Raw genomic sequence first — 24,217 nt, forward strand, 5'->3', positions numbered from 1 at the left:
GTGTGTGCGCCTACTCATGCCTATGTGCGCCGAGCGGGGAACCTTGCACGAGGCCTAGAACGACATCCGTTCGCCCCAGGATGCGCGGAGCCGCTTGCGGGCACGCGAGAGAGCGGCATCCGCCCCCGACCTGGAGATTCCGAGAACCGCGGCGAGTTCCTCGCCGTCGAGACCCTCCCACGCGTGCAGGAGGAGGATCTGCCTGTCGCGCTCGCCGACGGCCGCAAGGGCGCCCCGCAGCTCCGCATCGAACAGGGCGGCGAGTTCGGGGTCCTCTCCCACCCGCACAGTGCCGGCCTCCGGCACCTCGTCGACGGGGACATCGATCGTCTTGCGCCGGTGATTGGCGAGGGTGAACCCGGCCGTGCGATACAGCCAGGGCAGTACGGCGTCGTCCGGCACGTCGTCGCGGCGGCGCCAAGCTGTCGCGAACACCTCGGCGGCGAGGTCGTCGGCATCCTGCCTGGGTCCGCGTCGCGCGAAATAACGAACCAGGGCCGTCGAGTACGCGCGCACGACCTCGGTGAACCACAGGGCATCGTGGCTCGCCGCGTCGGCCCCTCGGGGCGGATCAGCTCGTGGCGGGTCGGCGCTCTCGGGCATCCCTGCTCCCTCGGTCACGTCGGCGTCGGCTGCTGTGCTGGCGATCCTCACACCCTGTCTGTGTCTCGGCCGCCATGGATCTTGCACCGGATCGTCATCACTCGCCAGCGAATGCGTGGCGGTAGTCGCTCAGTACTCGCCCTTGATCACGAAGAAGGAGCCACGGATGGTGCCGGCCAGCTTGGACTTCTGGCGCGCGAACTTGAAGCGCGAGGCCAATTCCTCGGGAACCTCCATCCCGTCGGAGAGCTTGAAGCCGACGGCGCGCTTGCCTCCCTCCTCGAGCCCGTACATCACGTTGATCGAGAGCCCGGACTCGTAGAACACGTAGGTCATCCGCGTGCCGTCGACCTCGAAGTCGGTGACCTCGAGCGGGCGGGACTCGATGACGATGTCGCGCTCCTCCTTGAGGACGCGGCTCACCCGCTCCAGCGCATCCGGGTCCTCGTCGGCCGTACTGACGGTGAAGGTGTGGTCGAACTTGTTCTTGTAGTAGCGCGCCTCGTTGGCGCGCAGGCCGGCGAGGGCGTCCGCGACCGGAGACGACTCCAGTCCGACGGTGGAAACGTTCACGAAGTCGACGACGTACGACATGGGTCCTCCTGGGAGCAACGGTCCCACCAACGGTAGTGGCCGCCGCGACCGCTGGCACGCGCTTGGGCCCCCGACACGAATGCGAGTCGGTCAGCGTGCGCTCAGGAAGCCCACCACGAACGCCCAGAAAGTTCCAATGCCCGCACGCTAGATTCTGGGCGGCAGACCCGAGCGGAGGACACATGGGTGATGATCGTGCTCTCGGGCTGACGCTCGGCGGCGGCGCCGCCTTCGGCGCGGCGCATGTGGGCGTCCTGCAGGTGCTCGAGGAACGCGGCATCCGCCCGGGGATCGTGTCGGGGACCAGCTCCGGCGCTCTGGTCGCAGCGGCCTACGCCGCCGGCTTCGAACCGGCGGAGATCGAGCGCGCGGTTCTCGCCTTTCGCTGGCGCGCCATAGCCCGGTGGTCGTTCGCCCCGCGATGGGGCCTGCTCGACACGCATGCCCTCGACGACGCCGTGCTGCGCGTGTTCGGCACCGATCCGCTCATCGAGAGCTTCCCCCGACACTTCGGAGCCGTCGCCACCGACCTCCGCACCCGTCGCACCGTGACGATCGATCGGGGACCACTGAGCGTGGCGCTGAAGTCGACCATCGCCGTCCCCGGGCTGCTTCCGCCCGTCCGCCGCGACGGTGCACTGCTGGCTGACGGCGGCATGATCGACAACGTTCCCGTCACGGCCACTCGCGGACTCGGAGCATCACGGGTGATCGTGGTGCGTCTGCACGCGAAGTGGGAGAACGTGCGCATGATGCGCACGGTCACCCGCACCAGCGACCTCAGGAACGACTCGTCTGTCGTGCTCATCCAGCCCGAGATGGAGGGCATGGCCCAGTGGACGATGAGGGACGCGTCGCGTCTCATCGCCGAGGGACGCCGGGCGGCGACAGTGGCCCTGGATGCCGCGGAGCTGCGAGACAGCCACGTCGACGCGTAGCCCTGACCGCACCTCCCCGGAGCCTGCGCGACGGCCGCTGCACTCAGCGAAGTGACGCGAACCGCTGCCCAGGGCCCGAGGATGGGACCGTTTGCGTCACCTAGGTACCGCTTCGCTCCCGCCGACGGGTGGCTCTAGACGTTGAAGCGGAACTCCACGACGTCGCCGTCCTGCATGACGTAGTCCTTGCCCTCGATGCGGGCCTTTCCGTGCGAACGGGCCTCGGCGATCGAACCCGTGGCGACGAGGTCCTCGAAGGAGATGACCTCGGCCTTGATGAAGCCGCGCTCGAAGTCGGTGTGGATGACGCCGGCCGCCTGGGGTGCCTTCGCGCCCTGCGGGATGGTCCAGGCGCGCGTCTCCTTGGGACCGGCCGTCAGGTAGGTCTGCAGGCCGAGGGTCTCGAACCCGATGCGGGCGAGCTGGTCGAGGCCCGACTCGTCCTGGCCCGTGGAGGCGAGGAGCTCCGCGGCGTCGGCCGGGTCGAGGTCGATGAGCTCGGACTCGATCTTCGCGTCGAGGAGCACGGCGTGCGCCGGAGCGACGAGGGCCTCGAGCTCGGCCCGCTTGGCGGCATCCGTCAGCACGGCCTCATCGACGTTGAAGACGTAGATGAATGGCTTCGCCGTGAGCAGGCCGAGCTCCTTGATGGGCGCGATGTCGACCTTCGACGCTGAGAGCGGGATGCCCTTCTGCAGTTCGGACAGCGCCTCCTGGGCGGCCGTGACGACGTCGGAGCCGATCTTCTTGGTCTTGAGCTCCTTCTCGAACCGCGGGATCGCCTTCTCGAGGGTCTCCATGTCGGCGAGGATGAGCTCGGTGTTGATGGTCTCCATGTCGGCCTTGGGGTCGACGACACCCTCGACGTGCACCACGTCGTCATCGGTGAATCCGCGCACGACCTGGGCGATGGCATCCGCTTCACGGATGTTCGCGAGGAACTTGTTGCCGAGCCCCTCGCCCTCGCTCGCTCCGCGCACGATGCCGGCGATGTCGACGAACGACACCGGGGCGGGCAGGATGCGCTCGCTGCCGAAGATGCCGGCCAGGGTCTCGAGGCGCGGGTCGGGCAGGTTCACGACACCGACGTTCGGCTCGATCGTGGCGAACGGGTAGTTCGCCGCGAGCACCTGATTCCTGGTCAGTGCGTTGAAGAGGGTTGACTTGCCGACGTTGGGCAGGCCGACGATGCCGATTGTAAGAGCCACGGGGGTCAATCGTACCTGTCGCCGCCGTGCACGGGCGCGGGGGCCTGTCCACACACGGTATCGATGGCGCCGACGGATGCCGATCAGCTGCGTTCGGCCCACCGTGAGCGCTGCGGCCCGTGCCGGAACGCGGGCCCGAGCGCCCAAGTCGGGCCGAGCGATGCGTGAAGGACGCCTACCGGCGCGCTCCGGTGCGGGCAGGGGTCTGCAGCGCGGGAAGGAGCTCGCGCAACGAGGTGATCTCGAGGTCTGGCACGGCGTCACCGACACCGACCCGCTCGCCCAGTCGATTGAGCCAGATGCCCCGGATGCCGGCAGCCTGCGCCCCGGCCACGTCCTTGTCGAGCAGGTCGCCGACGTGCCACGCCGTGGCCGCGTCGGCGTCGAGCTCGGCGAGGGCGAAGTCGAAGATGGCCCGCTCCGGCTTGGCTGCACCGACCTCGGCCGACACGAAGACGGCGTCGAAGCTCAGGTCGATGCCGAGGGCTTCCAGCTTCGCGCGCTGGGCGCCCGACGGTCCGTTCGTGACGACGGCGAGACGGATGCCGGCCGCCCGTGCCTCCGCGAGGGTGTCGACGACGTCGTCGAAGAGCGTGTGTCCTCCGCGCTCGGCGCGGTGGTAGGCATCCGTCGTCGCCTGCAGCAGTTCGGCGTCGTGCAGGCCGAACCGTTCGAACGTGCGGCGCCAGGCCTCGAGGCCGAGTTCGTTGTTGTCGAGGTCGCCGCGATACCAGTCGAGCTCGATCTCGGGCCAGTACGTGTCCCAGACCGCGTCGTTCACCTTCTCGATCTCGAGTGCGTCGAGGCCCGGGTGGGCGACGGAGAGCCCTTCGCAGGTCGACCTGATGGCCTCGCGGAGCCTGCTCCAGTCGAGCATGGTTCCGTCGAGGTCGAGGAACAGCGTCTCGATGAGGCGATCAGCATGGTCGTGCGGCACTGCGACTCCGTCTCTGCCTGATCACTGCGGAGCCGACGGGGCGACGGAGCCGGGTGACCGGGTGCGCTCACGATACGACCGCCCCCTGACATCGGTGTGAACGACGGGTGACGGGTGGTGCGCGCGAGCGGCTGAGGGCGACGAGCGTCGTCTGGCCACGGCGATGGATGCCGTCGGATGCCGACGGATGCCGACAGGCCGCCGCCGGTGCCGGCCGTGTCGTCGGAGCGTGTAACGATGTCAGGGTGCCAGTGAACTTCACCGCGATCGACTTCGAGACCGCCAACGGATCGAATGTCTCGGCATGTTCCGTCGGCATGACCAAGGTGCGCGACGGCAGGGTCGTCGAACGCGTCGGCTGGTTCATCCGCCCGCCGTTCCCGCATGACGAGTTCAACGAGTGGAACATCCGCATCCACGGCATCCAGCCGGAGCAGTGCGCCGACGCCTTCGAATGGGGCGACCAGCTCCCCGACCTGCTCGCCTTCGCCGAAGGCGATGTGCTCGTCGCGCACAACGCCGGCTTCGACATGGGCGTCATCAAGGCGGCGTCGACGTTCGTCGGTTCCGCCGTGCCCGACTTCCGTTACCTCTGCAGCCTGCAGGTGGCGCGCAAGACCTACGCGCTCGACTCGTACCGACTGCCCGTCGCCGCCATGGCCGCCGGCTTCGAGGGCTTCACCCACCACGACGCCCTGGCCGACGCCGAGGCGTGCGCGCACATCATGATCGACGCGGCCGCGCGCCACGGGGTCGACGACATGGACGCCCTGGCGAGCGTCGTCGGCGTGAAGTTCGGCGCGATCGGCCCCGTCGCCACGGCCGAGAAGGCCGCCACGCACGGTCCGATGGCCTTGGCCTGACGTTTCGGGCCGACGGATGCCGCGGCTCGCGGCGGCGCGAACGTCGAGTGTCGGCGGGGCAGGCGACACTGGAGCCATGGACATCCTCGGACTGATCATCGGCCTCGTCGTCGGCATCGCGCTCGGCGCCCTCGCGACCGCGTTCCTGCTGCAGCGTCGTGCGGCGGCGGCTCGCGAAGCTGCCGCGCAGTCCGGCGTGGTCGTGGAGGACCCGGCCGTCGTCGAGATGCGGCACCAGGCGCAGCTCGCCGAACTGCGGGCAGCCGAGCTGGCCGTCCAGGCCGACATCCGAGCGGCAGAGCACGAGGTGCGGTCGGCCCTGCAGTCCGAGCTGGCATCCACCCTCGCGAAGGCCGAGTCGCTCGAGCAGCAGATCGAGCACCACCGGGGCCAGTATCGCGAGTTGGTCGAGCAGAACCGCTCCGACCAGGCCGAGCGCGCCGAGCGGGAGAAGCGGGAGAGCGCCGTGCTCCAGGCTCTCAGCCCCGTTCGCGAGACGCTCCAGACGATGCAGACCAAGGTGACCGAACTCGAGCGCCAGCGCAGTGAGCAGTACGGTTCACTCGCCGAGCAGCTCAAGCAGGCGCAGGTCTCCGACGCCGAGCTGCGTGCCACCACCGAGTCGCTGGCCTCGGCTCTGCGATCCAACAGCACGCGTGGCGTCTGGGGCGAGACCCAACTGCGCCGCGTGGTCGAGGCCGCCGGACTCACGCAGTACGTGGACTTCTACACTCAGCAGTCGATCACGACGGATGCCGGCTCCGGCCGCCCCGACATGGTCGTGCGCCTTCCCGGCGGAAAGACCATCCCCCTCGACGCCAAGGTTCCGCTCGAGGCCTACATCGAAGCCAGCCAGATCGCCATGACGGCGACGGGTGAGGAGGGTGCACGCCGCAAGTCGCTGATCGAGAAGCACGTGAAGGCCGTGCGCGGACACATCGACGCCCTCGCCAAGAAGACCTACTGGGAGGGCCTCGATGCCAGCCCCGAGTTCGTCATCGCGTTCATCCCCAGCGAATCACTGCTGTCGTCGGCCCTCGAAGCCGACCCGGCCCTCCTCGACTACGCCTTCGGCAAGCGCGTCGCACTGGCCTCCCCCGTGAACCTCTGGGCCGTGCTCAAGACTGTCGCCTTCACCTGGCAGCAGCAGGCCGTCTCCGACGACGCCAAGAAGCTGTTCGATCTCGGCAACACGCTCTACCAGCGCATCGGCACGCTGGCCGGTCACGCCGACAGCCTCCGCAAGGCCATCGAGCGCACCGTGGCGAGCTACAACAACTTCGCGAACTCGCTCGAGTCCCGCGTGCTTGTCACGGCCCGACAGTTCCCCGGCATCGACGAGACCAAGATCGCGCTGCTGACCGAGCCCGAAGTCATCCACGAGGCCCCGCGCCCGCTCACGGCTCCCGAGCTGACCGATGACGACGTGAGCATCGATGCTGTGACCGACGCCGACGATGCGACGCTCGTGATCGAGCCGGCCCCGACGAGCGCATCCGAGGCAGGCGACGACGACCTCGAGGTCGACGTCACCGCAGAGATCGACGAGCGCATCCGCTCGATCTGACCGACTGCGGCCACCGGGCGATTCCGGCCCGCCGGCCGAGCGCCTCAGCGTCCGGCGGACCAGTCCCGGAAGTCGAACAACCGCTGCCGGTCCACCCCGAGATCGTCGAGCACCTCGGCCGCGACGCCGTCACGCTGCTCTGCCACCGCGACCAGTACGTCGGCCGACTGCAGCCCGCGGGGGCGATGCGATCGGGACAGCACCCGTGCCCGGGCGAGGACTGCGGCGGCGTCGGCCGACAGCGACGGCGTGCCTTCGACCACGGAATCGGGGTCATCGACTTCCCCGATCGGATCGACCGAGGCCCGGAGCACTGCGCGATCGAGCACGCGCGCCAGTGCGGCACGGACGGCGCGATCATCGACCCTGTCGGCGGCCAGGGCAGCTCGCGCCGACGGGTCGCTGGCCGTGAGGCATCCGATCACGAGGTGTTCAGCACCGATGTGCGGTGCGCCCGAGCTGAGCGCCTCCCCTTCAGCCGTGGCCAGGATCTCGGCCACCAGCCGGGCGTCAGCCGCCAGGCCGCCGTTCACGATCGGCCTCCTCGTCGTGCCGCTCGTCCGCTGGGGCGTCGAACCCCGCTGCGACCTCGGGCCCCGTGACGGCGTCGGAACCGCCATCGGCGTCAGGGGGCAGGTCGTCCAACGGATGCGCCAGCTCGTCCGGTCCGAGCCTGGCGATGAGCAGCGTGGCCAGGGCCAGCCCCACGGGCACGAGACCGGCGAACAGGAAGGCCGGGGCGATGCCGATCGACTCTCCGACAGGTCCGGCGATGGCCATCGAGATGGGCATGAACGCCAGGGAGACGAAGAAGTCGAGGCTCGAGACGCGACCGAGCATCGACGGCGGCACCCGCCGTTGCAACAGCGTTCCCCAGACGACGCTCGCCCCCGAGAACAGGAAGCCGGTGACGAGCAGGGCGATCACCATGACCCAGAGCTGGCTGGTGTAGCCGATGACGGCCAGCGGAGCGCAGCCGACGCCCCAGCCGAGGATCATGAGCGTGAGGTAGCGGCGCGGAAGCTTGAGTGAGGCGACGGTGAGCGAGCCGATCGCACCGCCGACACCGAAGGCGGCCAGCGCCAGCGCGAAGGCGCCGGCTCCGCCGCCGGTCTGGTCCTTCACGGCGAACGGGAGGAGCACCTCGATCGGTCCCATGATCACCAGGATCAGCAGGATCGAGAACATGAGGGTCGCGAACAGCCACCGCGTCTTCACCATGTAGCCGAAGCCGGAACGCAGGTCGATGAAGGTCTCGACGAGCAGATGCCGCCGCTCGCCCTCGAGATCGCGGCGCACCGGCGTCGTGCGCATGAGGAACAGCGAGACCGCGGCCCCGACCTGCAGCACGGCGATCACGAGGAATGCCAGCCCCGGAGCGAAGACGGCGATGAGCGCACTCGCGACCGCCGGACCGGCGGCGTTCATGACGGCCGGGCGCAGCACCCCTTCGATGCCGTTGGCGGCGAGCAGTTGCTCGGCGGGGATGATCGATGGCAGCCAGGCCGAGTACGCCGGGTAGAAGAAGCCGTCGGCGACGCCGAGCACGAAGGCGATCACGGCGAGGTGCCAGATCTCGATGGTTCCGGTGAGGGCGAGAACGGCGGCAACAGTGAAGGCCAGCCCGCGCAGGCTCTCGCAGACGAGCAGGATTCGCCGCTGCGGGATGCGGTCCGCTGCCACGCCCCCGAACAGCACGGCGAGAACGAGTCCGACGCTCGCTCCGACGGCGACGAGCGAGAGGTCCGCCGGGCTCCCGCCGAGCTGCACGACCTGCCAGACGGAGGCGACGAGCCAGCAGCCGCCGCTGAACAGCGAGAAGGTCAACGCGACGATGAGCAGCCTGTACTGGCCGTCGGCGAAGGGCTTGAGGGCACGCGGGAGGCGCGTCGCGGCATCCGTCGTCGCCATGTCGACTCCCCCATCGAGCGTCTGCGCCCGGCTCGAGCGCTACCTCTTCACGCTACACAGCGAGGCCCGGATGCGGCAGGGCCGATGGGCCATCGACCGACGAACTAGTGCCACTTCGAGGCGAGGTGGTCGGCCACGATGCGACGGATCGTGCCCGAGTGCGACCGCAGCACGATCGACTCCGTGCGCAGGGTCGGTCCACGACGGCTGACGCCGGCGACCAGTCCGCCGTCGGTCACGCCCGTGGCCACGAAGATGGTGTTGTTGCCGGCGACCAGGTCGTCGGCCTCGTAGGTGCGGTCCATGTCGAGGCCGGCTGCGATGCCCTTCTCGCGCTCCTCGTCGTTGCGCGGGGCGAGCCTGGTCTGCATGAATCCGCCGAGCGCCTTGATGGCCGCGGCCGTGGTGATGCCCTCCGGGCTGCCGCCGATGCCCACGCACATGTCGATGCGCGACTCGTAGCGGGCGGCGTTGATGCCACCGGCCACGTCGCCGTCGAGCATGAGGCGGGTGCCTGCTCCGGCGGCGCGGATGTCGGCGATGAGCCCTTCGTGGCGCGGGCGGTCGAGCACGGCGACGCGCAGTTCGCCGACGTCCTTGCCGATCGCCTTCGCGAACGCCCGGATGTTGTCGCCGATCGGGCGCTCGATGTCGATGACCCCGGCACCGGCGGCGTTCGTGACGATCTTGTCCATGTAGAAGACCGATGACGCGTCGAGCATGGTCCCCCGGTCGGAGACGGCGATGACGGAGAGGGCGTTCTGGCGGCCAGCGGCGGTGAGGCTGGTGCCGTCGATCGGGTCGACGGCGATGTCGCAGGCCGGGCCCCGGCCGTTGCCGACGTGCTCGCCGTTGAAGAGCATGGGCGCCTCGTCCTTCTCGCCCTCGCCGATCACGATGAGTCCGTCGAAGTTGACCGTGGCGAGGAATGCGCGCATGGCGTCGACAGCGGCCTTGTCGGCGCTGTTCTTCTCGCCGCGGCCGATCCAGGGCACGGCGCGGATGGACGCCGCCTCCGTGGCTCGAACGAGCTCCAGGGCGAGGTTGCGATCGGGGTGCTGATCGAGGCTGGCGGTTTCCGTGGTGCTCATCTGGGTCCTCCCGGACGCATTCCTTCGACTGATGGCCCGTCATCGGACCGCGGTCGGCCGGTCGGCCACCGCCTCTTCGAGCCTAGCCACAGCCTCCAGTCGGCAGCGGGCGAATCCCGCCACCCGACACCGAAAGATCGCCCGATGTTAATGTTCCGCCTGGGTATCTGCCCCGGATCCGGCGGTCCGCCGACAGAATGTCGCACGAATCGGATGCCGTCAGCCGGGTGACACCGTGGTTCCGTCGGCACCGAGCGTCCACGTGTGGACGCGGCCGGCGGCCGACACCGGGCTGAGCAGCGCGCCCTCCCCGAGGTCGATTCCCGTGACCGAACTGATGACGACGAAGGCGTCGGCTGCGCAGAGCTCGTCGCGTTCGTAGGTGCGGCTCGCGTCGAGTGAAGCCGCGAGCAGTCGTTCCCCCTCGGCGGCGCTCTGCGGGGCGAAACGGGCGAGCATCGTGCCGCCGAGCATGCGCGCTGCAGCGGCCGTGATGACGCCCTCCGGGGCGCCGCCGATCCCGAGGAGCAGGTCGATGTCGCCCCCGGGCAGCAGGGCTCGGAACGCGCGCTCGACGTCGCCGTCGGCGAAGAGCTCCACTCGGGCGCCGGCCGCAGCAGCATCCTGCGCGAATCGGGCGTTGCGCGGGCGATCCTGCACGGCGACGGTCAACTCCGACAACGGGCGGCCCGTCCTCACGGACAGGCGTTCGAGCGTGACGGCGACGGGTTCGTCGAGCGAGCGGGCTGCATCCGGAACCCACGACACCAGCTTCTGCAGGTAGTACGCCGGGCCGAGGTCGAGCAACGACCCGCGCGGGGCGACCGCGAGCACGACGATGGCGCCAGGCACCCCGGCGGCGGCCGATCGGGTGCCGTCCACCGGATCGACGGCGATGTCGACGGCGGGCAGGGATGCCGCTGAGCCCACGGCGGAGCCGAACCGCTCCCCCACGAACAGCATCGGCGCCGCGTCCTTCTCGCCCTCGCCCACGACGACCCGGCCGTCGACAGCGATGCCATCGAGCGCGCCACGCAGTGCCACCACGGCGGCGTCGTCGACGGCGTCCTTGTCGCCCGATCCGACCAGTGGATGCACCGCCCGCGCCGCCACCCGGGTCGCATCGACGAAGGCCTGCTCGAGTGCCGGGGTGATGACGGTCATGGTTCCATCCTCCCGGACCACGGCGAGGCATCCGCCCGGCGCCGCCCCCGCCGACGACTGGATAGACTTCGAGAACACCCCGCAGACATTCCCGAAGGAGTCGCCATGCCCGTTGCAACACCCGAGCAGTACGCCGAGATGCTGGACAAGGCCAAGGCCGGCGGATTCGCCTACCCCGCTTTCAACGTCTCGTCGTCGCAGACCATCCACGCCGTGCTCCAGGGCCTCACCGAGGCCGGATCCGACGGGATCATCCAGGTCACCACGGGTGGCGCGGACTACTTCGCCGGCCAGACCATCAAGAACCGCGCTGCCGGTGCGCTCGCCTTCGCGAAGTTCGCCACCGAGGTCGCCAAGAACTACCCGATCACCGTTGCCCTGCACACGGACCACTGCCCCAAGAACGCGCTCGACGACTTCGTGCTGCCGCTCATCGCCGCCTCGGAGGAGGAGGTGAAGGCCGGCCGCAACCCGATCTTCCAGTCGCACATGTGGGACGGCTCGGCGGTCCCGCTCGATGAGAACATCGAGATCGCCCAGGACATGCTGAAGCGCACCAAGGCCATCAACGCCATCCTCGAGGTCGAGATCGGCGTCGTCGGTGGCGAAGAGGACGGCGTGGAGCACGAGGGCAGCAACGAGGCCCTCTACACGACGGTCGGCGACGTCACTCGCGCCGTCGAGGCCCTCGGCCTCGGCGAGAACGGCCGGTACATCGCCGCTCTCACCTTCGGCAACGTGCACGGCGTCTACAAGCCCGGCGGAGTGAAGCTGCGCCCCGAGCTCCTCGGCGAGATCCAGGCCGGCATCGCCGAGAAGTTCGGCACCGGACCCAAGCCGCTCGACCTCGTCTTCCACGGCGGATCGGGATCGACGGATGCCGAGATCGCTGCAGCCGTCGCCAACGGCGTCGTGAAGATGAACATCGACACCGACACCCAGTACGCGTTCACCCGCGCCATCGCCGACTACATGCTGAAGAACTACGACGGCGTGCTCAAGGTCGACGGCGAGGTCGGGAACAAGAAGCTCTACGACCCCCGCGCCTGGGGCAAGGTGGCCGAGACCGCCATGGCCGCTCGCGTCGTCGAGTCCACCAAGCAGCTCGGCTCCGCCGGGCACTCGGCGTAGGTCGCTGATGGCTGAGAACCCGACTCCGGACCCTGTGGAAGGGTCGGGTTCCCAGCCCGCCACCGCTCCGCCCGCCGACACCAGGCCGAAGCCGCAGTTCGGCGAGCTCGCCCCTCCTGGCTGGGTGTGGAAGCCGCCGGCCGACTCGAAGACGGGCCACCAGCAGGAGCCGATGGTGGTGCACAAGCCGGCGCACGGCCAGAACGCCCCGCAGACACCGCCGAAGCCCGCCAAGGCCCAGAAGCCGGCTAAGCCGGCGAAGGCGGCATCGGGAACCCTCTTCGGCGAGGCGCCGACACCTCCGGCAGCGGCATCAGGGGCGTCATCCGCTGTTCCGACCGATGCCAAGGCTGCACCGCCGTGGGATCGCGCCGTGACCCTCGCCCTGCTCGTGTTCGGGATCTTCGGGGTGATCATCTCGATCCAGCTGCAGTCGAGCATCACGCAGTCCATCGCGATCATCCACGCGCAGGAGGGCATCGCCGACTACACGCCATCGCCCGTGGTGCCGACCATCGTGCTGATCGGCGGAATCGTGCAGATCGTGCTCTGGCTGCTGGCGGCAGGGCTCTCCCTGCTGCAAATCCGGCGCCGGCGCCGGGCGTTCTGGATTCCCATCCTGGTCGGCGTGCTCTCGGTCATTGCCGTCATCTTCGTGCTGACGTCGGTGCTGCTGACCGACACGGCCCTACTCAACCACTTCGCCGAGATGTCGAGCTAGCGCCACGACACGTCGGCGGTCGCTTCGCGCCTGCACGCCGCTCCGCGGCGATCCTCGCTACGAGGAGACGCGACCGCCGAGAGCCCGCTCGTCCTGCTTGCCCTGCAGGTCCTTGCGGAGCTCCTTGGGGAGCGAGAACATGAGGTCCTCCTCCGCCGTCTTCACGACCTCGATGTCGCCGTAGCCGGCATCCGCCAGATCGCGGAGCACCTCCTCGACGAGTTCCTCGGGAACCGACGCGCCGCTCGTGACACCCACCGTGGCGACGCCGTCCAGCCACTCCTGCTTGATCTCGCTGGAGTAGTCGACCCTGTAGGCCGCCGACGCGCCGTACTCGAGCGCGACCTCGACGAGGCGCACGCTGTTGGAACTGTTCGCGGAGCCCACGACGATGACCAGCTCGGCATCCGCCGCCACCTTCTTGATAGCCACCTGGCGGTTCTGCGTGGCGTAGCAGATGTCATCCGACGGCGGGTCCTGAAGGTTCGGGAACTTCTCCCGCAGGCGGCGCACCGTCTCCATGGTCTCGTCGACCGAGAGCGTGGTCTGCGACAGCCAGACGACCTTGTCTGGGTCCTGCACGACGAGGGTGTCGACGTCGGCCGGGCTGTTGACGATGGTGACGTGGTCCGGCGCCTCGCCGGCGGTTCCCTCGACCTCTTCGTGTCCTTCGTGGCCGATCAGCAGGATCTCGAAGTCGTCTCGAGCGAAGCGCACGGCCTCGCGGTGCACCTTGGTGACCAGCGGGCAGGTGGCGTCGATGGCCAGCAGGCCGCGATCGGCCGCGGCGTTGACGACGGCGGGCGATACACCGTGGGCGCTGAAGACGACGTGGGCGCCCGATGGCACCTCGTCGACCTCCTCCACGAAGATCGCGCCCTTCTTCTCGAGCTCGGTCACCACGTGGATGTTGTGCACGATCTGCTTGCGCACGTACACGGGAGCGCCGTAGTGCTCGAGGGCCTTCTCCACAGCGATCACCGCACGATCGACGCCGGCGCAGTATCCTCGCGGCGCAGCGAGGAGCACCTTCTTCTGTCCGAGCACCGGGGTATTCTTGAGCCGCCCCCGCACGCCGGGAATCCGCGGCATTCCGAGGCCGATGGGCGGGGCTTCCGTACTGCTGGTCACGTCTCCGATTCTACCGGGATGTTCCGGCACGACTTGGTGAGGGGCTTACATGACGGATGCGACGACGGATGCGACCACCGCTCCGCCCGCTTCCACCGGCCCCAGCATGGAGACGCCCTGGCCGGTCTCGGTGCTCACCACCAAGATCAAGGACTACATCGACCGCCTCGGCACCGTCTGGGTCGAGGGCGAACTCACGCAGTGGAGCGTCTCGGGCGGAAACGTCTACGGCAAGCTCAAAGACCTGAACGCCGACGTCACGGTGAGCATCCAGCTCTGGTCCTCCGTGCGTGCCCGACTCAGCGAGGAGTTCAAGCAGGGCGACCGCGTCGTCGCCCTGGTGAAGCCCAACTGGTGGGTCAAGGGCGGCAGCCTCACGATGAACGTCGTGCAGTTGAAGCACGTCGGCCTCGGCGACCTCCTCGAACGCCTCGAGCGCCTGCGCAGGCAACTCGCCGGGGAGGGCCTGTTCGACGCGTCCCGCAAGAAGGCGCTGCCCTTCCTCCCGCACTGCATCGGCCTCATCACCGGTAAGGACTCGGATGCCGAGAAGGACGTGCTGCGCAACGCCCAGCTGCGCTGGCCCGCCGTCGACTTCAGGGTGGTGCACGCCGCCGTGCAGGGTGACCGCTGCGCCCCCGAGGTGACCGCCGCCATCGTGAAGCTCGACGCCGACCCCGAGGTCGACGTCATCATCGTGGCCAGGGGCGGCGGCGACTTCCAGAACCTGCTCGGCTTCAGCGACGAGCGCGTGCTGCGGGCCGCGGCATCCGCACGCACCCCCATCGTGAGCGCGATCGGACACGAGGCCGATCGCCCGCTGCTCGACGAGGTGGCCGACCTCCGTGCATCGACGCCGACGGATGCCGCCAAGCGCGTCGTGCCCGATGTCTCCGACGAGCTCTCCCGCGTGCATCAGGCTCGCGCCCGCCTGGGCACGCGGCTCACCCACCTGCTCAGCCACGAGGCCGACCGCATCGGGCAGCTGCGCAGCCGGCCTGTGCTGGCGAGCACGGACTGGATCATCGACCAGCGCGCGCAGGACCTGACGTACTACCTCGCCCGCGGATCCGACCTCCTCGAGCGCACCATCGAACGGGCGCAGGCCTCGACGACCGAGCTGGCGACACGGCTGCGTGCCCTGTCTCCGCAGGCGACGCTCGACCGCGGCTACGCCATCGCCCAGCTGCCCGACGGGCACGTGCTGCGACGAGCGGAGCAGGCGCCGGCCGGAACAGAGCTCGTGCTCACCCTCGCCGACGGCGTCATCGGCGCCGAGTCCGGCGGTCCGGCTCAGAGAGTGCACTCGGCGACGAAATAGAATGGACACCATGCCCACGAACGACGACACAGCCACCCTCAGCTACGAGGAGGCCCGCGACGAGCTCATCCGCGTCGTGAGCGCTCTCGAGCAGGGGTCGTCGACGCTCGAGCAGTCGCTCGCCCTGTGGGAGCGCGGCGAGCAGCTCGCCCGGCGCTGCGAGGAATGGCTCATCGGTGCAAAGGCGCGCCTCGAGGCTGCACGTGCCGGGGCGTCGTCCTCGGCTGCGGCATCCGCAGCGCCTGCAGCATCGGATGCGGTCTGATGGCCGCCAAGCCTCCCCGCGTCGTCGCCGAACTGGGTCGCCCCGAGACTCCGGAGGAGACTGCCGCCCGCAAGGCCGAGAACTCGCGGCTCTACCGTGCCCGGAAGACCCCCAACAACCTCGTGCTCTCGCTGATCGTCTGCGTCGCCGTGGCCTTCGTGATCTTCCTCGCCGTTCCGCGCGGAGACACGAGCTTCGACAACACCGTCGACTGGCGGTCGCTCGCCGCCACGGCCCAGACCGGCGTGCCCGAGACCCTCGGCAGCCCTGAGCTGCCCGAGGGCTGGCGGGCCAACACGGCGGCGTACCGCAACGGAGCGGCCGACGGCGTCGACGTCTGGTTCATCGGCTTCCTCACCCCGAGCGACGAGTTCATCGGCATGAGCCAGGCCTTCGACGCCAACGACACCTGGGTCGCCACCGAGCTGAAGAACACCATCGCGACGGGTTCCGTCACCGTCGCGGGCGTCGACTGGACGGTCTACGACAACCGCGCGTCGACCGATGATCTGGGCAACGCACGCTACGCCCTCGTCACGACATCGGGCGACAGCACCTGGGTGCTGGCCGGTACCGGGACGCCGTCCGAGTTCGAGACCCTGGCCACGACTCTCGCCCCCACCATCACCGCCGAGGAGTAGACACCGATGACGACAGTTCCGGCACACACAACGCACACCCCGTCGAGCGCGTGGCGGGAACTGCGTCGTGGCAACGAGAGGTTCGTCGCGGGTGAGCCGTTGCATCCGAACCAGGATGTCGGCCGTCGGGGCGTCATCGCGGCCGGTCAGGCTCCCATCGCCGCGCTCTTCGGCTGCAGCGACTCCAGACTGTCGGCCGAGATCATCTTCGACCTGGGCCTCGGCGACCTGTTCGTGGTGCGCAACGCCGGTCAGACCATCTCGGAGTCCGTACTCGGCTCGCTCGAGTACGCGGTCGGCGTGCTCGGCGTTCCGCTCATCCTCGTGCTCGGTCATGACGAGTGCGGTGCCGTCGGCGCCGCCATCAACTCGGTGGGTCCGGATGCCGCTCCCCTGCCCGTGCACATCCAGAGCCTCGTCGACAAGATCATGCCGGCCGTCCACCGCGTCGTCGGTCCCGTGGGCGATGCGCCGATCGACGCATCCGACATCGACGCATCGTTCGTCGGACGGGAGCACCTGCGCGACACCGTGGCCGAGCTGCTGGAGTCCAGCGAGATGATCAGCGAAGCGATCGCAGAAGGTAGATTGGCTATCGTCGGCGCGAATTACCGGCTCGTCGAGGGCCGCGCCGAGACCGACATCGTCGTCGGCACGGTCTAGTGCCGAACCCCTCCTTTCGAAAGGCATGACACACAACGTGAGCACCGCGGCTGAGTCCGAGTACCGCATCGAACACGACACGATGGGAGAGGTGCGCGTTCCCGTGAACGCCCTGTACAGCGCCCAGACCCAGCGTGCCGTCGAGAACTTCCCGATCTCCGGATCGACGCTGGAGCCGGCGCAGATCGCCGCTCTCGCGCGCATCAAGAAGTCGGCCGCCATCGCCAACGAGCGCCTCGGCGTGCTGAGCAGTGACGTCGCCGGCGCCATCGCCTGGGCGGCCGACGAGGTCATCACCGGGCGCCACGACGCCGAGTTCCCCGTCGACGTCTACCAGACCGGCTCCGGCACCTCGTCGAACATGAACATGAACGAGGTGCTCGCGAACCTCGCCAGCACCCGCCTCGGCAGCCCGGTGCACCCGAACGACCACGTGAACGCCTCGCAGTCCTCGAACGACGTGTTCCCGACCTCCGTGCACATCGCCGTGACCAGCGCGCTCATCGATGACCTCATCCCCGCCCTCGACCACCTCGCTGTGGCGTTCGAGGCGAAGGCGGAGCTGTGGTCGAGCGTCGTCAAGGCCGGCCGCACCCACCTCATGGACGCGACCCCGGTCACCCTCGGGCAGGAGTTCGGCGGCTACGCCCGCCAGATGCGCCTCGGCATCGAGCGCGTGCAGTCTGCACTCCCCCGGGTCGCCGAGGTCCCGCTCGGCGGCACCGCCGTCGGCACCGGAATCAACACCCCCGCCGGCTTCCCCCAGCTCGTGATCGAGCTGCTCCAGCAGGAGACCGAGTTGCCGATCACCGAGGCGGCCGACCACTTCGAGGCCCAGGCCAACCGCGACGGCCTCGTCGACGCATCCGGTGCCCTCCGCACCATCGCCGTCAGCCTCACCAAGATCTCGAACGACATCCGCTGGATGGGCTCAGGCCCCAACACCGGACTCGGCGAGCTCAGCATCCCCGACCTGCAGCCCGGATCATCGATCATGCCCGGCAAGGTCAACCCCGTCATCCCCGAGGCCGTTCTCATGGTCGCGGCGCGGGTCATCGGCAACGACGCGACGATCGCCTGGAGCGGTGCCTCCGGAGCGTTCGAGCTCAACGTTCAGATCCCGGTGATGGGCACGGCGCTGCTCGAGTCGATCCGCCTCCTGTCGAACGCCACCCGTGTGCTCGCGGACAAGACCGTCGACGGCCTCGAGGCCAACGTCGAGCGCGCCGCAGCCCTCGCCGGGATGTCGCCGTCGATCGTCACCCCGCTCAACAAGGTGATCGGCTACGAGGCCGCCGCCAAGGTGGCCAAGCACTCCGTCGCCCAGGGCATCACCGTGCGCGAGGCCGTCATCGACCTCGGATTCGTCGAGCGCGGCGAGGTCTCGCTCGAGCAGCTCGACAGCGCCCTCGACGTGCTGTCGATGACGCGTCCGCCCGTCAGGATGTAGCACCTCCCGCCCGACCTCACGATCGACGAGGTGAGCGGATTGAAACGCCCCCATCCGCAACGGATGGGGGCGTTTCGAGCAGGACGCCCTCGCTTCGGGTGCGAGGACCCCTGAGTCGGGCTGTTAGGCCAGCTCGTTGCCCTCCAGCATCTGGGTGACGAGAGCCGCGATCGCACTGCGCTCGGAACGGGTGAGGGTGACGTGCCCGAACAGCGGGTGGCCCTTGAGCGTCTCGATGACCGACGCGACGCCGTCATGACGGCCGACGCGCAGGTTGTCCCGCTGCGCGACGTCGTGGGTGAGCACGACGCGCGAGTTCTGGCCGATGCGCGAGAGCACCGTGAGCAGCACGTTGCGTTCGAGCGACTGCGCCTCGTCGACGATCACGAAGGCATCGTGCAGGCTGCGACCGCGGATGTGCGTGAGCGGCAGCACCTCGAGGATGCCGCGTTCGACGACCTCGTTGAGCACGTTGTCGGAGACCACCGAGCCGAGGGTGTCGAACACCGCCTGCCCCCAGGGGTTCATCTTCTCGCCGGCATCACCGGGCAGGTAGCCGAGCTCCTGGCCTCCGACGGCGTAGAGCGGGCGGAACACCATGATCTTCTTGTGCTGCTGCCGTTCGAGCACGGCCTCGAGTCCGGCGCACAGCGCGAGGGCCGACTTGCCGGTTCCCGCGCTGCCCCCGAGTGACAGGATGCCGATCTCGGGATCCAGGAGCATGTCGATGGCGAGTCGCTGCTCGGCCGAGCGACCGTGCAGGCCGAACAGCTCCCTGTCGCCGCGCACGACCCGCAGCTCACCCTTGCGGATGACCCTGGCCAGCGCGCTGCCGCGGTCGGAATGCACGACGACGCCGGTGTTGATCGGCAGGTCGGCGACCATGCGGGTCTCGAGGTAGTCCTGTTCGTAGAGGTCGTCGATCTCCCGCGAACCGAGCGTGACGTCGGCCATGCCGGTCCAACCGGAGTCGACGGCGAGTTCGGCCCGGTACTCCTCGGCGGCGAGTCCGATCGACGCCGCCTTGACGCGCAACGGGAGGTCCTTGGAGACCACTGTGACGTCGAGGCCCTCGTTCGCGAGGTTGAGGGCGACCGCGAGGATGCGGGTGTCGTTGTCGTTCAGCTGGAGGCCGTTCGGCAGCACCGACATGTTGGAGTGGTTGAGTTCGACTCGCAGCGAGCCGCCGTCGTCACCGACGGGGATCGGGAAGTCGAGTCGCTCGTGCTCGACGCGCAGGTCGTCGAGGGTGCGGAGCGCCTTGCGGGCGAAGAAGCCGATCTCGGGGTCGTGTCGCTTGGACTCGAGCTCTGCGATCACGATGACCGGCAGCACCACGGCGTGTTCGGCGAAGCGGAACAGCGCACCCGGATCGCTGAGGAGCACCGACGTGTCGAGCACGTACGTGCGCTCGAGCGTTCGGGTCCCGGCATCCGCACCGTGCTGAACCGACTTCTGGATTTCCAGTGAGGTCACAACCGCTCCCACCCCGAGCTTCGCACTCGGAACTTGCGAGCGGCCACGTGGCGGGTTTCGAGCCGTCTTATGTGGCCGACTCGATCAGATGCCTTATCTGATGAGGGCAACGTACGTCCGGTCGAGACGGATGCCGGTACGACACGCGGGAAGACTCCCGCCCGTCACACGACACGCCGATGGGCTCAGTAGATGGCGGCGGTCGAGTACGAGGTGAAGGCTCCGCGGAGCATCTCGACGGTGTCGTCGTGGAGCGTGGCGTGCACGCTGAGACGCACCGAGCTGGTGCGCGTCGTCGCCGTGACACCGTGGTTGAACAGCGATGCGGTCAGCAGGGTGAGCTGGTCGATCGGCGGCTCCAGGACGACGAGCCCGGCCCTCTCGCCCTCGTCGCGGGACGACGACACGGGGATGGCGAACTCATCGGCGAGGTTGATGACGCGGTCGACGTTCTCGGCGATGGCCGACTGGATCACGTCGGCACCGACCTCGTTCATCTCCTCGAGCGCGGCCGCGAACCTGCCCTGGGCGATGCGATCCGGGTTCGTCACCCGGAAGGCCCGGGCGCCGGGGGCCGGCGGCGGCACCTCGTCCCAGACCTCGGCCGCTCCGGTTCCGCTGTAGCCGCTGATCACGGGCGTCAGTCGATCGATGCCGCGTTCGCTGAGTGCCAGGAATCCGGTGCCCCAGCCCGCGCGGCACCACTTCTGACCACCGGACACGACGACGTCGGCCGCCTCGTATGCGGCATCGACGACCCCGAATCCCTGGATCGCGTCGACGATGAGCAGGCGGTCGCCGATCACCTGCCTGATGCCGTCGAGATCGGTCAGGTAGCCCGTGCGCGAATCGACGAGGGTGACGGCGACGGCCTCGATCGACGAGGTGAGCTGATCGCGCACCTGGCCCGGGGTGACCCTGCCGTGGTCGGTCTCGAGCCACACCGGCGTGACGACGTGCAGGGCCTCGGCTGCACGCACAGCCGAGATCGGAAGGGTGGGGAACTCGCCAGCAGAGAGCAGCACGCCGCCGGTCAGGCCGAACATCGCATGGGTGACGCCCATCGAGGTGTTGGGCTGGGTGACGATCTGCTCGGCCGGAAAGCCCGTGGCCGCGGCGACCGCGGCGTGAGCACGCTCCTCCTGGGCGTCGAAGTCGGCGAGGGAGCCGAACCGCGCCTTGGCCAGGATGTCGTGCATCCCCTGCGACTCGGCGACCACCCGCGCCGACAGCGGGCCGACGCGGCCGAAGTCGAGGTAGCCGGGTTCCTCGAGGAAGCCGTCGCGGTAGTCGTCGAGCGCTGTCATCGCGCCTGCCTTTCGTGGGAACTGGGAAGGATGTCGGGGCGCCTGCCCCCGGCGCGCTCAGGCACCGAAGCGGCGGTGACGCCTGGCGTAGTCGCGGAGGGCGCGGAGGAAGTCGACCTCGCGGAGGTCTGGTCCGAGCGCCTCGACGAAGTAGAACTCGCTGTGCGCCGCCTGCCAGAGCATGAAGTCGCTGAGCCGCTGCTCGCCGGAGGTGCGGATGACGAGGTCGGGGTCGGGCTGGCCGACTGTGTAGAGGTGCTCGCCGATGAGCTCGGGCGTGAGCCTCTCGGCGAGGTCCTCGAGGCTGCGGCCCTCGGCATGGTGACTGGCGACGATCGAGCGCATGGCATCGGTGATCTCGGTGCGGCCGCCGTAGCCGACGGCGAGGTTGATGTGCAGCCCGGTGTGACCGGCCGTGCGCGCTTCAGCCGCGGCGAGGCTGTCGACGAGAGCCTGCGGGAGGCCGCTCGTCGAGCCGACGTGCTTCACCCTCCAGTCGCCGTGGTGGGAGAGGTCCTCGGCGAGCTCGGCGATGATCTCCACGAGGGCATCGAGTTCCTCGCCGGCACGGTTCGAGAGGTTGTCACTGGAGAGCAGGTACAGGGTGACGACGCTGATTCCGAGGTCGTCGCACCACTGCAGGAACTCGCTCATCTTGGCAGCGCCGGCCCGATGCCCGTGGGCTGCCGTCGCGAGGCCGAGCTGACGGGCCCACCGACGATTGCCGTCGATGATCATGGCCACGTGTCGCGGCATGGTCTCGGGACTCAGACCGCCCCGGAGACGACGCTGGTAGAGGTCGTAGAGCAGGCCACGCCCCAGCGGTTCTTCCCTCTTCTGCACGGTGTCAACGGTAGTGCACGAGCCGCGCCGCCCTCACAGCGGGGCGTGATGCCCGCTGTCGTAGGCTGGGCGCATGAGCGCCGTCGACCCCCGCGAACCCCAGGATGTGCGCGAGCACCTCGATGAGCCCCGAGCGGAACTGAGCGGCTCGGACGCCGCTGTGGCGACCGATGAGGACCTCGGCCCCGACCTGCCGAACATCCCGTTCCTGGATGCCTCTCCGGCCAATCCCGACGACGTCAAGCCGACCTGGCGCGGCTGGATCCACGCAGGGACGTTCCCCCTTGCCCTGGTGCTGGGGATCGTGCTGATCTGCCTCGCCGATGGTCCGTGGGCCCAGTGGTCGTCTGCAGTGTTCGTGCTCACCTCGCTGCTGCTGTTCGGCAACTCGGCGCTGTACCACCGCTTCGACTGGCAGCCGCGCACCAAGGTGATCCTGAAGCGCATCGACCACGCCAACATCTTCCTGCTCATCGCCGGAACCTACACGCCGCTGGCCGTGTTGGCCCTGCCGCCCGAGAAGGGCTGGCTCCTGCTCGCACTCGTCTGGACGGGAGCCCTCCTGGGCATCGGCTTCAGGGTCTTCTGGATCGGCGCCCCGCGCTGGCTCTACGTCCCCATCTACATCGCGCTGGGCTGGGCGGCGATGATGTACATCGTCGACCTGCTGAACGCCAACGTGGCGATGATGGTGCTCGTCGTCATCGGCGGGTTGCTCTACACGGGCGGGGCCATCGTCTACGCACTGAAGAAGCCCAACCCGTGGCCGGGGCGGTTCGGCTTCCACGAGATCTTCCACACCTGCACGCTGTTCGCGTTCCTGTGCCACTGGACGGCCGTGCTGCTGATCGCACTCGCTCCCGCCTACCACGCGGGATAGCGGCAGCTACCTCGGTTCGTCGCCCGGAGCCGCGGGATCGCCGGCCTGCGTCGTCGGCACCGCCGGCGCCGCATCGGGGTCGGCGTCGGGGTCTGCGGCATCCGTCGTCGCCATCTGGGCCTCGGCCTGCTCGAGCAGCAGCTTCTCGCGGATCTGGTCGCGGTAGTTCACCCGACGCACGCGCCGCACCATGTCGATGATGAGCAGCACCGTGGCCACGGCCACGAAGAAGGTGGCGATGAAGCCGACCACGCCCGGTGTGATGAGGTCTTCATCGGGAGGAGTCGGCGCCGTCGTCTCGATGACGACGGATGCCCGTACCAGCAGGTCGGTGATGCTCACGAGCACGCGTGACAACTCCTTGAATCGCTCTTGTTAGCCTAGAGACCCAGCTTAACCTTTGCGGGGCACGTGTCCCGACAGCCAGGAGCTCCATGACCACCCAACTCGACGCGCGCTACGGACGTACGCGCACGCGGCGCCGACGCGACGGCTGGATCATCGGCATCGTCGCGGCGGCCTTCGTCGTGGTGTTCGCCGCCTGGGTGGTCTGGGCCGGCCTCGACGGCGCGAAGCCCACCATCGACGCCCAGGACACCAAGCACACCATCATCGACGCCCGCACTGTGAGCGTGACGTTCGAGATCTCGATGCCGGCTGGCACCACGGCGAGCTGCGCCGTGCAGGCGCTGAACGAGGACTTCTCCATCGTCGGCTGGAAGGTCGTCGACATTCCTGCGGCGTCGGTGTACACGCGCTCGTTCACCGAAGAGGTGCGCACGTCACGCCAGAGCAACACGGGTTTGATTTCGAGCTGCTGGGCGACCTAACATGGCTCATTCGCCCCGACGGTCACGTTGGGGCGTCATTCTTATCCGCAGCACCATCTGAGCAGTACACACTTCTCGAGGAGAAACATGTCGCAGGACGCATCCGTCACGTGGCTCACCCAGGAGGTCTACGACCGCCTGAACAACGAGCTGCAGACCCTCAGCACCACGGGGCGCCAGGAGATCACCGACCGCATCCAGTCGGCGCGCGAGGAGGGCGACCTCAAGGAGAACAGCGGCTACCACGCCGCCAAGGAGGAGCAGGGCAAGCAGGAGGCGCGCATCCGTCAGCTCACCGAGCTGCTCCGCACCGCCGAGGTCGGCGAGGCGCCGGAGAGCCACGGTGTCGTCGAGATCGGCACCATCATCACGGCCACCATCGCGGGTGACGAGACGACGTTCCTCATCGGCAGCCGCGAGATCGCCGAAGGCAGCGAGCTCGACGCCTACAGCGAGCAGAGCCCGCTCGGCGCCGCCATCATCGGCCTCGCCGTCGGCGACTCCACCAGCTACACGGCCCCCAACGGGCGCGAGATCGCCGTGACCATCACCGCCGTCGAGACCTGGACCGGGCAGTAGCAGCGCAGCTCGTCCGTCCGTCCGTCCGTCACATCCGTCACCGAACTGCCCACTTCCGCCAGTGCGAGGCCCTCGCCACTAGCGGAAGTGGGCAGTTCGGCGT

At 68.8% G+C, this 24,217-nt stretch carries 26 protein-coding genes; 13 read left to right on the plus strand and 13 right to left on the minus strand.

Features of this window, described 5'->3' with window-relative positions:
- Positions 1 to 54 precede the first annotated feature (54 nt).
- Positions 55 to 654 carry an RNA polymerase sigma factor gene (locus tag ASF30_RS03100; RefSeq protein ID WP_235480247.1) on the minus strand — a complete coding sequence of 200 codons (600 nt, stop codon included), beginning with the start codon at positions 652 to 654 and terminating at the stop codon, positions 55 to 57.
- 78 nt (positions 655 to 732) lie between these two features.
- Positions 733 to 1,197: a hypothetical protein gene (locus ASF30_RS03105; protein ID WP_055901303.1), complete on the minus strand. Its 465-nt coding sequence runs from the start codon at positions 1,195 to 1,197 to the stop codon at positions 733 to 735.
- Between the two features lie 182 nt (positions 1,198 to 1,379).
- Here ASF30_RS03105 and ASF30_RS03110 point away from each other — a divergent pair, with 182 nt between their 5' ends.
- Positions 1,380 to 2,135, plus strand: coding sequence for a patatin-like phospholipase family protein (locus ASF30_RS03110; protein WP_055901306.1), 756 nt, complete (start codon positions 1,380 to 1,382; stop codon positions 2,133 to 2,135).
- Between the two features lie 134 nt (positions 2,136 to 2,269).
- Here ASF30_RS03110 and ychF read toward each other — a convergent pair whose 3' ends face one another.
- Both ychF and ASF30_RS03120 read right to left on the minus strand, forming a co-directional pair.
- Entirely contained in the window at positions 2,270 to 3,343 is a 1,074-nt protein-coding gene (gene ychF, locus ASF30_RS03115) for a redox-regulated ATPase YchF (protein ID WP_055901309.1), read from the minus strand.
- A gap of 175 nt (positions 3,344 to 3,518) precedes the next feature.
- Complete coding sequence (locus tag ASF30_RS03120; protein ID WP_055901312.1) at positions 3,519 to 4,280, minus strand: HAD family hydrolase; 762 nt, start codon at positions 4,278 to 4,280, stop codon at positions 3,519 to 3,521.
- 245 nt (positions 4,281 to 4,525) lie between these two features.
- Here ASF30_RS03120 and ASF30_RS03125 point away from each other — a divergent pair, with 245 nt between their 5' ends.
- Complete coding sequence (locus ASF30_RS03125) at positions 4,526 to 5,143, plus strand: 3'-5' exonuclease (RefSeq protein WP_055901314.1); 618 nt, start codon at positions 4,526 to 4,528, stop codon at positions 5,141 to 5,143.
- A 76-nt stretch (positions 5,144 to 5,219) separates the two neighbouring features.
- Positions 5,220 to 6,710 carry a DNA recombination protein RmuC gene (rmuC, locus tag ASF30_RS03130; protein ID WP_082467406.1) on the plus strand — a complete coding sequence of 497 codons (1,491 nt, stop codon included), beginning with the start codon at positions 5,220 to 5,222 and terminating at the stop codon, positions 6,708 to 6,710.
- A 44-nt stretch (positions 6,711 to 6,754) separates the two neighbouring features.
- On the opposite strand, the gene ASF30_RS03135 is transcribed toward rmuC, so the two are convergent.
- The 4 genes from ASF30_RS03135 to ASF30_RS03150 form a co-directional block, all read right to left on the minus strand.
- Entirely contained in the window at positions 6,755 to 7,243 is a 489-nt protein-coding gene (locus ASF30_RS03135; RefSeq protein ID WP_055901317.1) for a Clp protease N-terminal domain-containing protein, read from the minus strand.
- Positions 7,221 to 8,621: an MFS transporter gene (locus ASF30_RS03140; RefSeq protein WP_082467407.1), complete on the minus strand. Its 1,401-nt coding sequence runs from the start codon at positions 8,619 to 8,621 to the stop codon at positions 7,221 to 7,223. The genes ASF30_RS03135 and ASF30_RS03140 overlap by 23 nt, the downstream gene beginning before the upstream one ends.
- Before the next feature lie 104 nt (positions 8,622 to 8,725).
- Complete coding sequence (gene glpX, locus ASF30_RS03145) at positions 8,726 to 9,712, minus strand: class II fructose-bisphosphatase (protein WP_055901320.1); 987 nt, start codon at positions 9,710 to 9,712, stop codon at positions 8,726 to 8,728.
- 219 nt (positions 9,713 to 9,931) lie between these two features.
- Positions 9,932 to 10,876 (minus strand): fructose-bisphosphatase class II, encoded by a 945-nt coding sequence (locus ASF30_RS03150; RefSeq protein WP_055901323.1) that lies wholly within the window; start codon positions 10,874 to 10,876, stop codon positions 9,932 to 9,934.
- A gap of 105 nt (positions 10,877 to 10,981) precedes the next feature.
- Between ASF30_RS03150 and fbaA the strand changes: the two genes are divergently transcribed.
- Positions 10,982 to 12,007, plus strand: coding sequence for a class II fructose-bisphosphate aldolase (gene fbaA, locus ASF30_RS03155; RefSeq protein WP_055901326.1), 1,026 nt, complete (start codon positions 10,982 to 10,984; stop codon positions 12,005 to 12,007).
- A 7-nt stretch (positions 12,008 to 12,014) separates the two neighbouring features.
- Positions 12,015 to 12,728 carry a DUF6264 family protein gene (locus tag ASF30_RS03160; protein WP_157496912.1) on the plus strand — a complete coding sequence of 238 codons (714 nt, stop codon included), beginning with the start codon at positions 12,015 to 12,017 and terminating at the stop codon, positions 12,726 to 12,728.
- A gap of 57 nt (positions 12,729 to 12,785) precedes the next feature.
- On the opposite strand, the gene ASF30_RS03165 is transcribed toward ASF30_RS03160, so the two are convergent.
- Positions 12,786 to 13,820 (minus strand): 4-hydroxy-3-methylbut-2-enyl diphosphate reductase, encoded by a 1,035-nt coding sequence (locus ASF30_RS03165; protein ID WP_082467408.1) that lies wholly within the window; start codon positions 13,818 to 13,820, stop codon positions 12,786 to 12,788.
- Between the two features lie 88 nt (positions 13,821 to 13,908).
- On the opposite strand from ASF30_RS03165, the gene xseA reads away from it, so the two are divergent.
- Genes xseA through ASF30_RS03190 form a run of 5 tightly spaced genes read left to right on the plus strand, consistent with a single transcriptional unit; the run spans position 13,909 to position 18,199 of the window.
- Positions 13,909 to 15,180, plus strand: a complete 1,272-nt coding sequence (xseA, locus tag ASF30_RS03170; protein ID WP_055901333.1) for an exodeoxyribonuclease VII large subunit — start codon at positions 13,909 to 13,911, stop codon at positions 15,178 to 15,180.
- A 10-nt stretch (positions 15,181 to 15,190) separates the two neighbouring features.
- On the plus strand, positions 15,191 to 15,445 hold the full coding sequence (locus tag ASF30_RS03175; protein WP_235480248.1) for an exodeoxyribonuclease VII small subunit: 255 nt from the start codon (positions 15,191 to 15,193) through the stop codon (positions 15,443 to 15,445).
- Positions 15,445 to 16,086: a DUF4245 domain-containing protein gene (locus ASF30_RS03180; protein ID WP_055901339.1), complete on the plus strand. Its 642-nt coding sequence runs from the start codon at positions 15,445 to 15,447 to the stop codon at positions 16,084 to 16,086. Before ASF30_RS03175 ends, ASF30_RS03180 begins: the two co-directional genes overlap by 1 nt.
- 6 nt (positions 16,087 to 16,092) lie before the next feature.
- Entirely contained in the window at positions 16,093 to 16,749 is a 657-nt protein-coding gene (locus tag ASF30_RS03185) for a carbonic anhydrase (protein WP_055901342.1), read from the plus strand.
- A gap of 25 nt (positions 16,750 to 16,774) precedes the next feature.
- Positions 16,775 to 18,199 carry a class II fumarate hydratase gene (locus ASF30_RS03190; protein WP_055901345.1) on the plus strand — a complete coding sequence of 475 codons (1,425 nt, stop codon included), beginning with the start codon at positions 16,775 to 16,777 and terminating at the stop codon, positions 18,197 to 18,199.
- 123 nt (positions 18,200 to 18,322) lie between these two features.
- Here ASF30_RS03190 and ASF30_RS03195 read toward each other — a convergent pair whose 3' ends face one another.
- From ASF30_RS03195 to ASF30_RS03205, 3 genes are all read right to left on the minus strand, one after another.
- Entirely contained in the window at positions 18,323 to 19,666 is a 1,344-nt protein-coding gene (locus ASF30_RS03195) for a PhoH family protein (RefSeq protein ID WP_235480271.1), read from the minus strand.
- Positions 19,667 to 19,860: 194 nt separating this feature from the next.
- Positions 19,861 to 20,982, minus strand: a complete 1,122-nt coding sequence (locus ASF30_RS03200; RefSeq protein WP_055901348.1) for an aminotransferase class V-fold PLP-dependent enzyme — start codon at positions 20,980 to 20,982, stop codon at positions 19,861 to 19,863.
- Between the two features lie 57 nt (positions 20,983 to 21,039).
- On the minus strand, positions 21,040 to 21,825 hold the full coding sequence (locus tag ASF30_RS03205; RefSeq protein ID WP_055901350.1) for an isoprenyl transferase: 786 nt from the start codon (positions 21,823 to 21,825) through the stop codon (positions 21,040 to 21,042).
- A gap of 73 nt (positions 21,826 to 21,898) precedes the next feature.
- Between ASF30_RS03205 and trhA the strand changes: the two genes are divergently transcribed.
- Positions 21,899 to 22,705 (plus strand): PAQR family membrane homeostasis protein TrhA, encoded by an 807-nt coding sequence (trhA, locus tag ASF30_RS03210; protein WP_082467409.1) that lies wholly within the window; start codon positions 21,899 to 21,901, stop codon positions 22,703 to 22,705.
- A 6-nt stretch (positions 22,706 to 22,711) separates the two neighbouring features.
- Here trhA and ASF30_RS23085 read toward each other — a convergent pair whose 3' ends face one another.
- On the minus strand, positions 22,712 to 23,053 hold the full coding sequence (locus ASF30_RS23085; protein ID WP_183060725.1) for a hypothetical protein: 342 nt from the start codon (positions 23,051 to 23,053) through the stop codon (positions 22,712 to 22,714).
- Between the two features lie 86 nt (positions 23,054 to 23,139).
- Between ASF30_RS23085 and ASF30_RS03220 the strand changes: the two genes are divergently transcribed.
- Together ASF30_RS03220 and greA are read left to right on the plus strand one after the other, a co-directional pair.
- Positions 23,140 to 23,535 carry a DUF4307 domain-containing protein gene (locus ASF30_RS03220; RefSeq protein ID WP_055901353.1) on the plus strand — a complete coding sequence of 132 codons (396 nt, stop codon included), beginning with the start codon at positions 23,140 to 23,142 and terminating at the stop codon, positions 23,533 to 23,535.
- Positions 23,536 to 23,622: 87 nt separating this feature from the next.
- The gene (gene greA, locus ASF30_RS03225; protein WP_055901356.1) at positions 23,623 to 24,114 is read left to right on the plus strand and encodes a transcription elongation factor GreA; all 492 of its coding nucleotides are present in this window, start codon (positions 23,623 to 23,625) and stop codon (positions 24,112 to 24,114) included.
- The last annotated feature ends 103 nt before the right edge of the window (positions 24,115 to 24,217 follow it).

It is taken from the genome of Leifsonia sp. Leaf264 (genome assembly GCF_001422325.1).
Lineage (GTDB): Bacteria > Actinomycetota > Actinomycetes > Actinomycetales > Microbacteriaceae > Orlajensenia.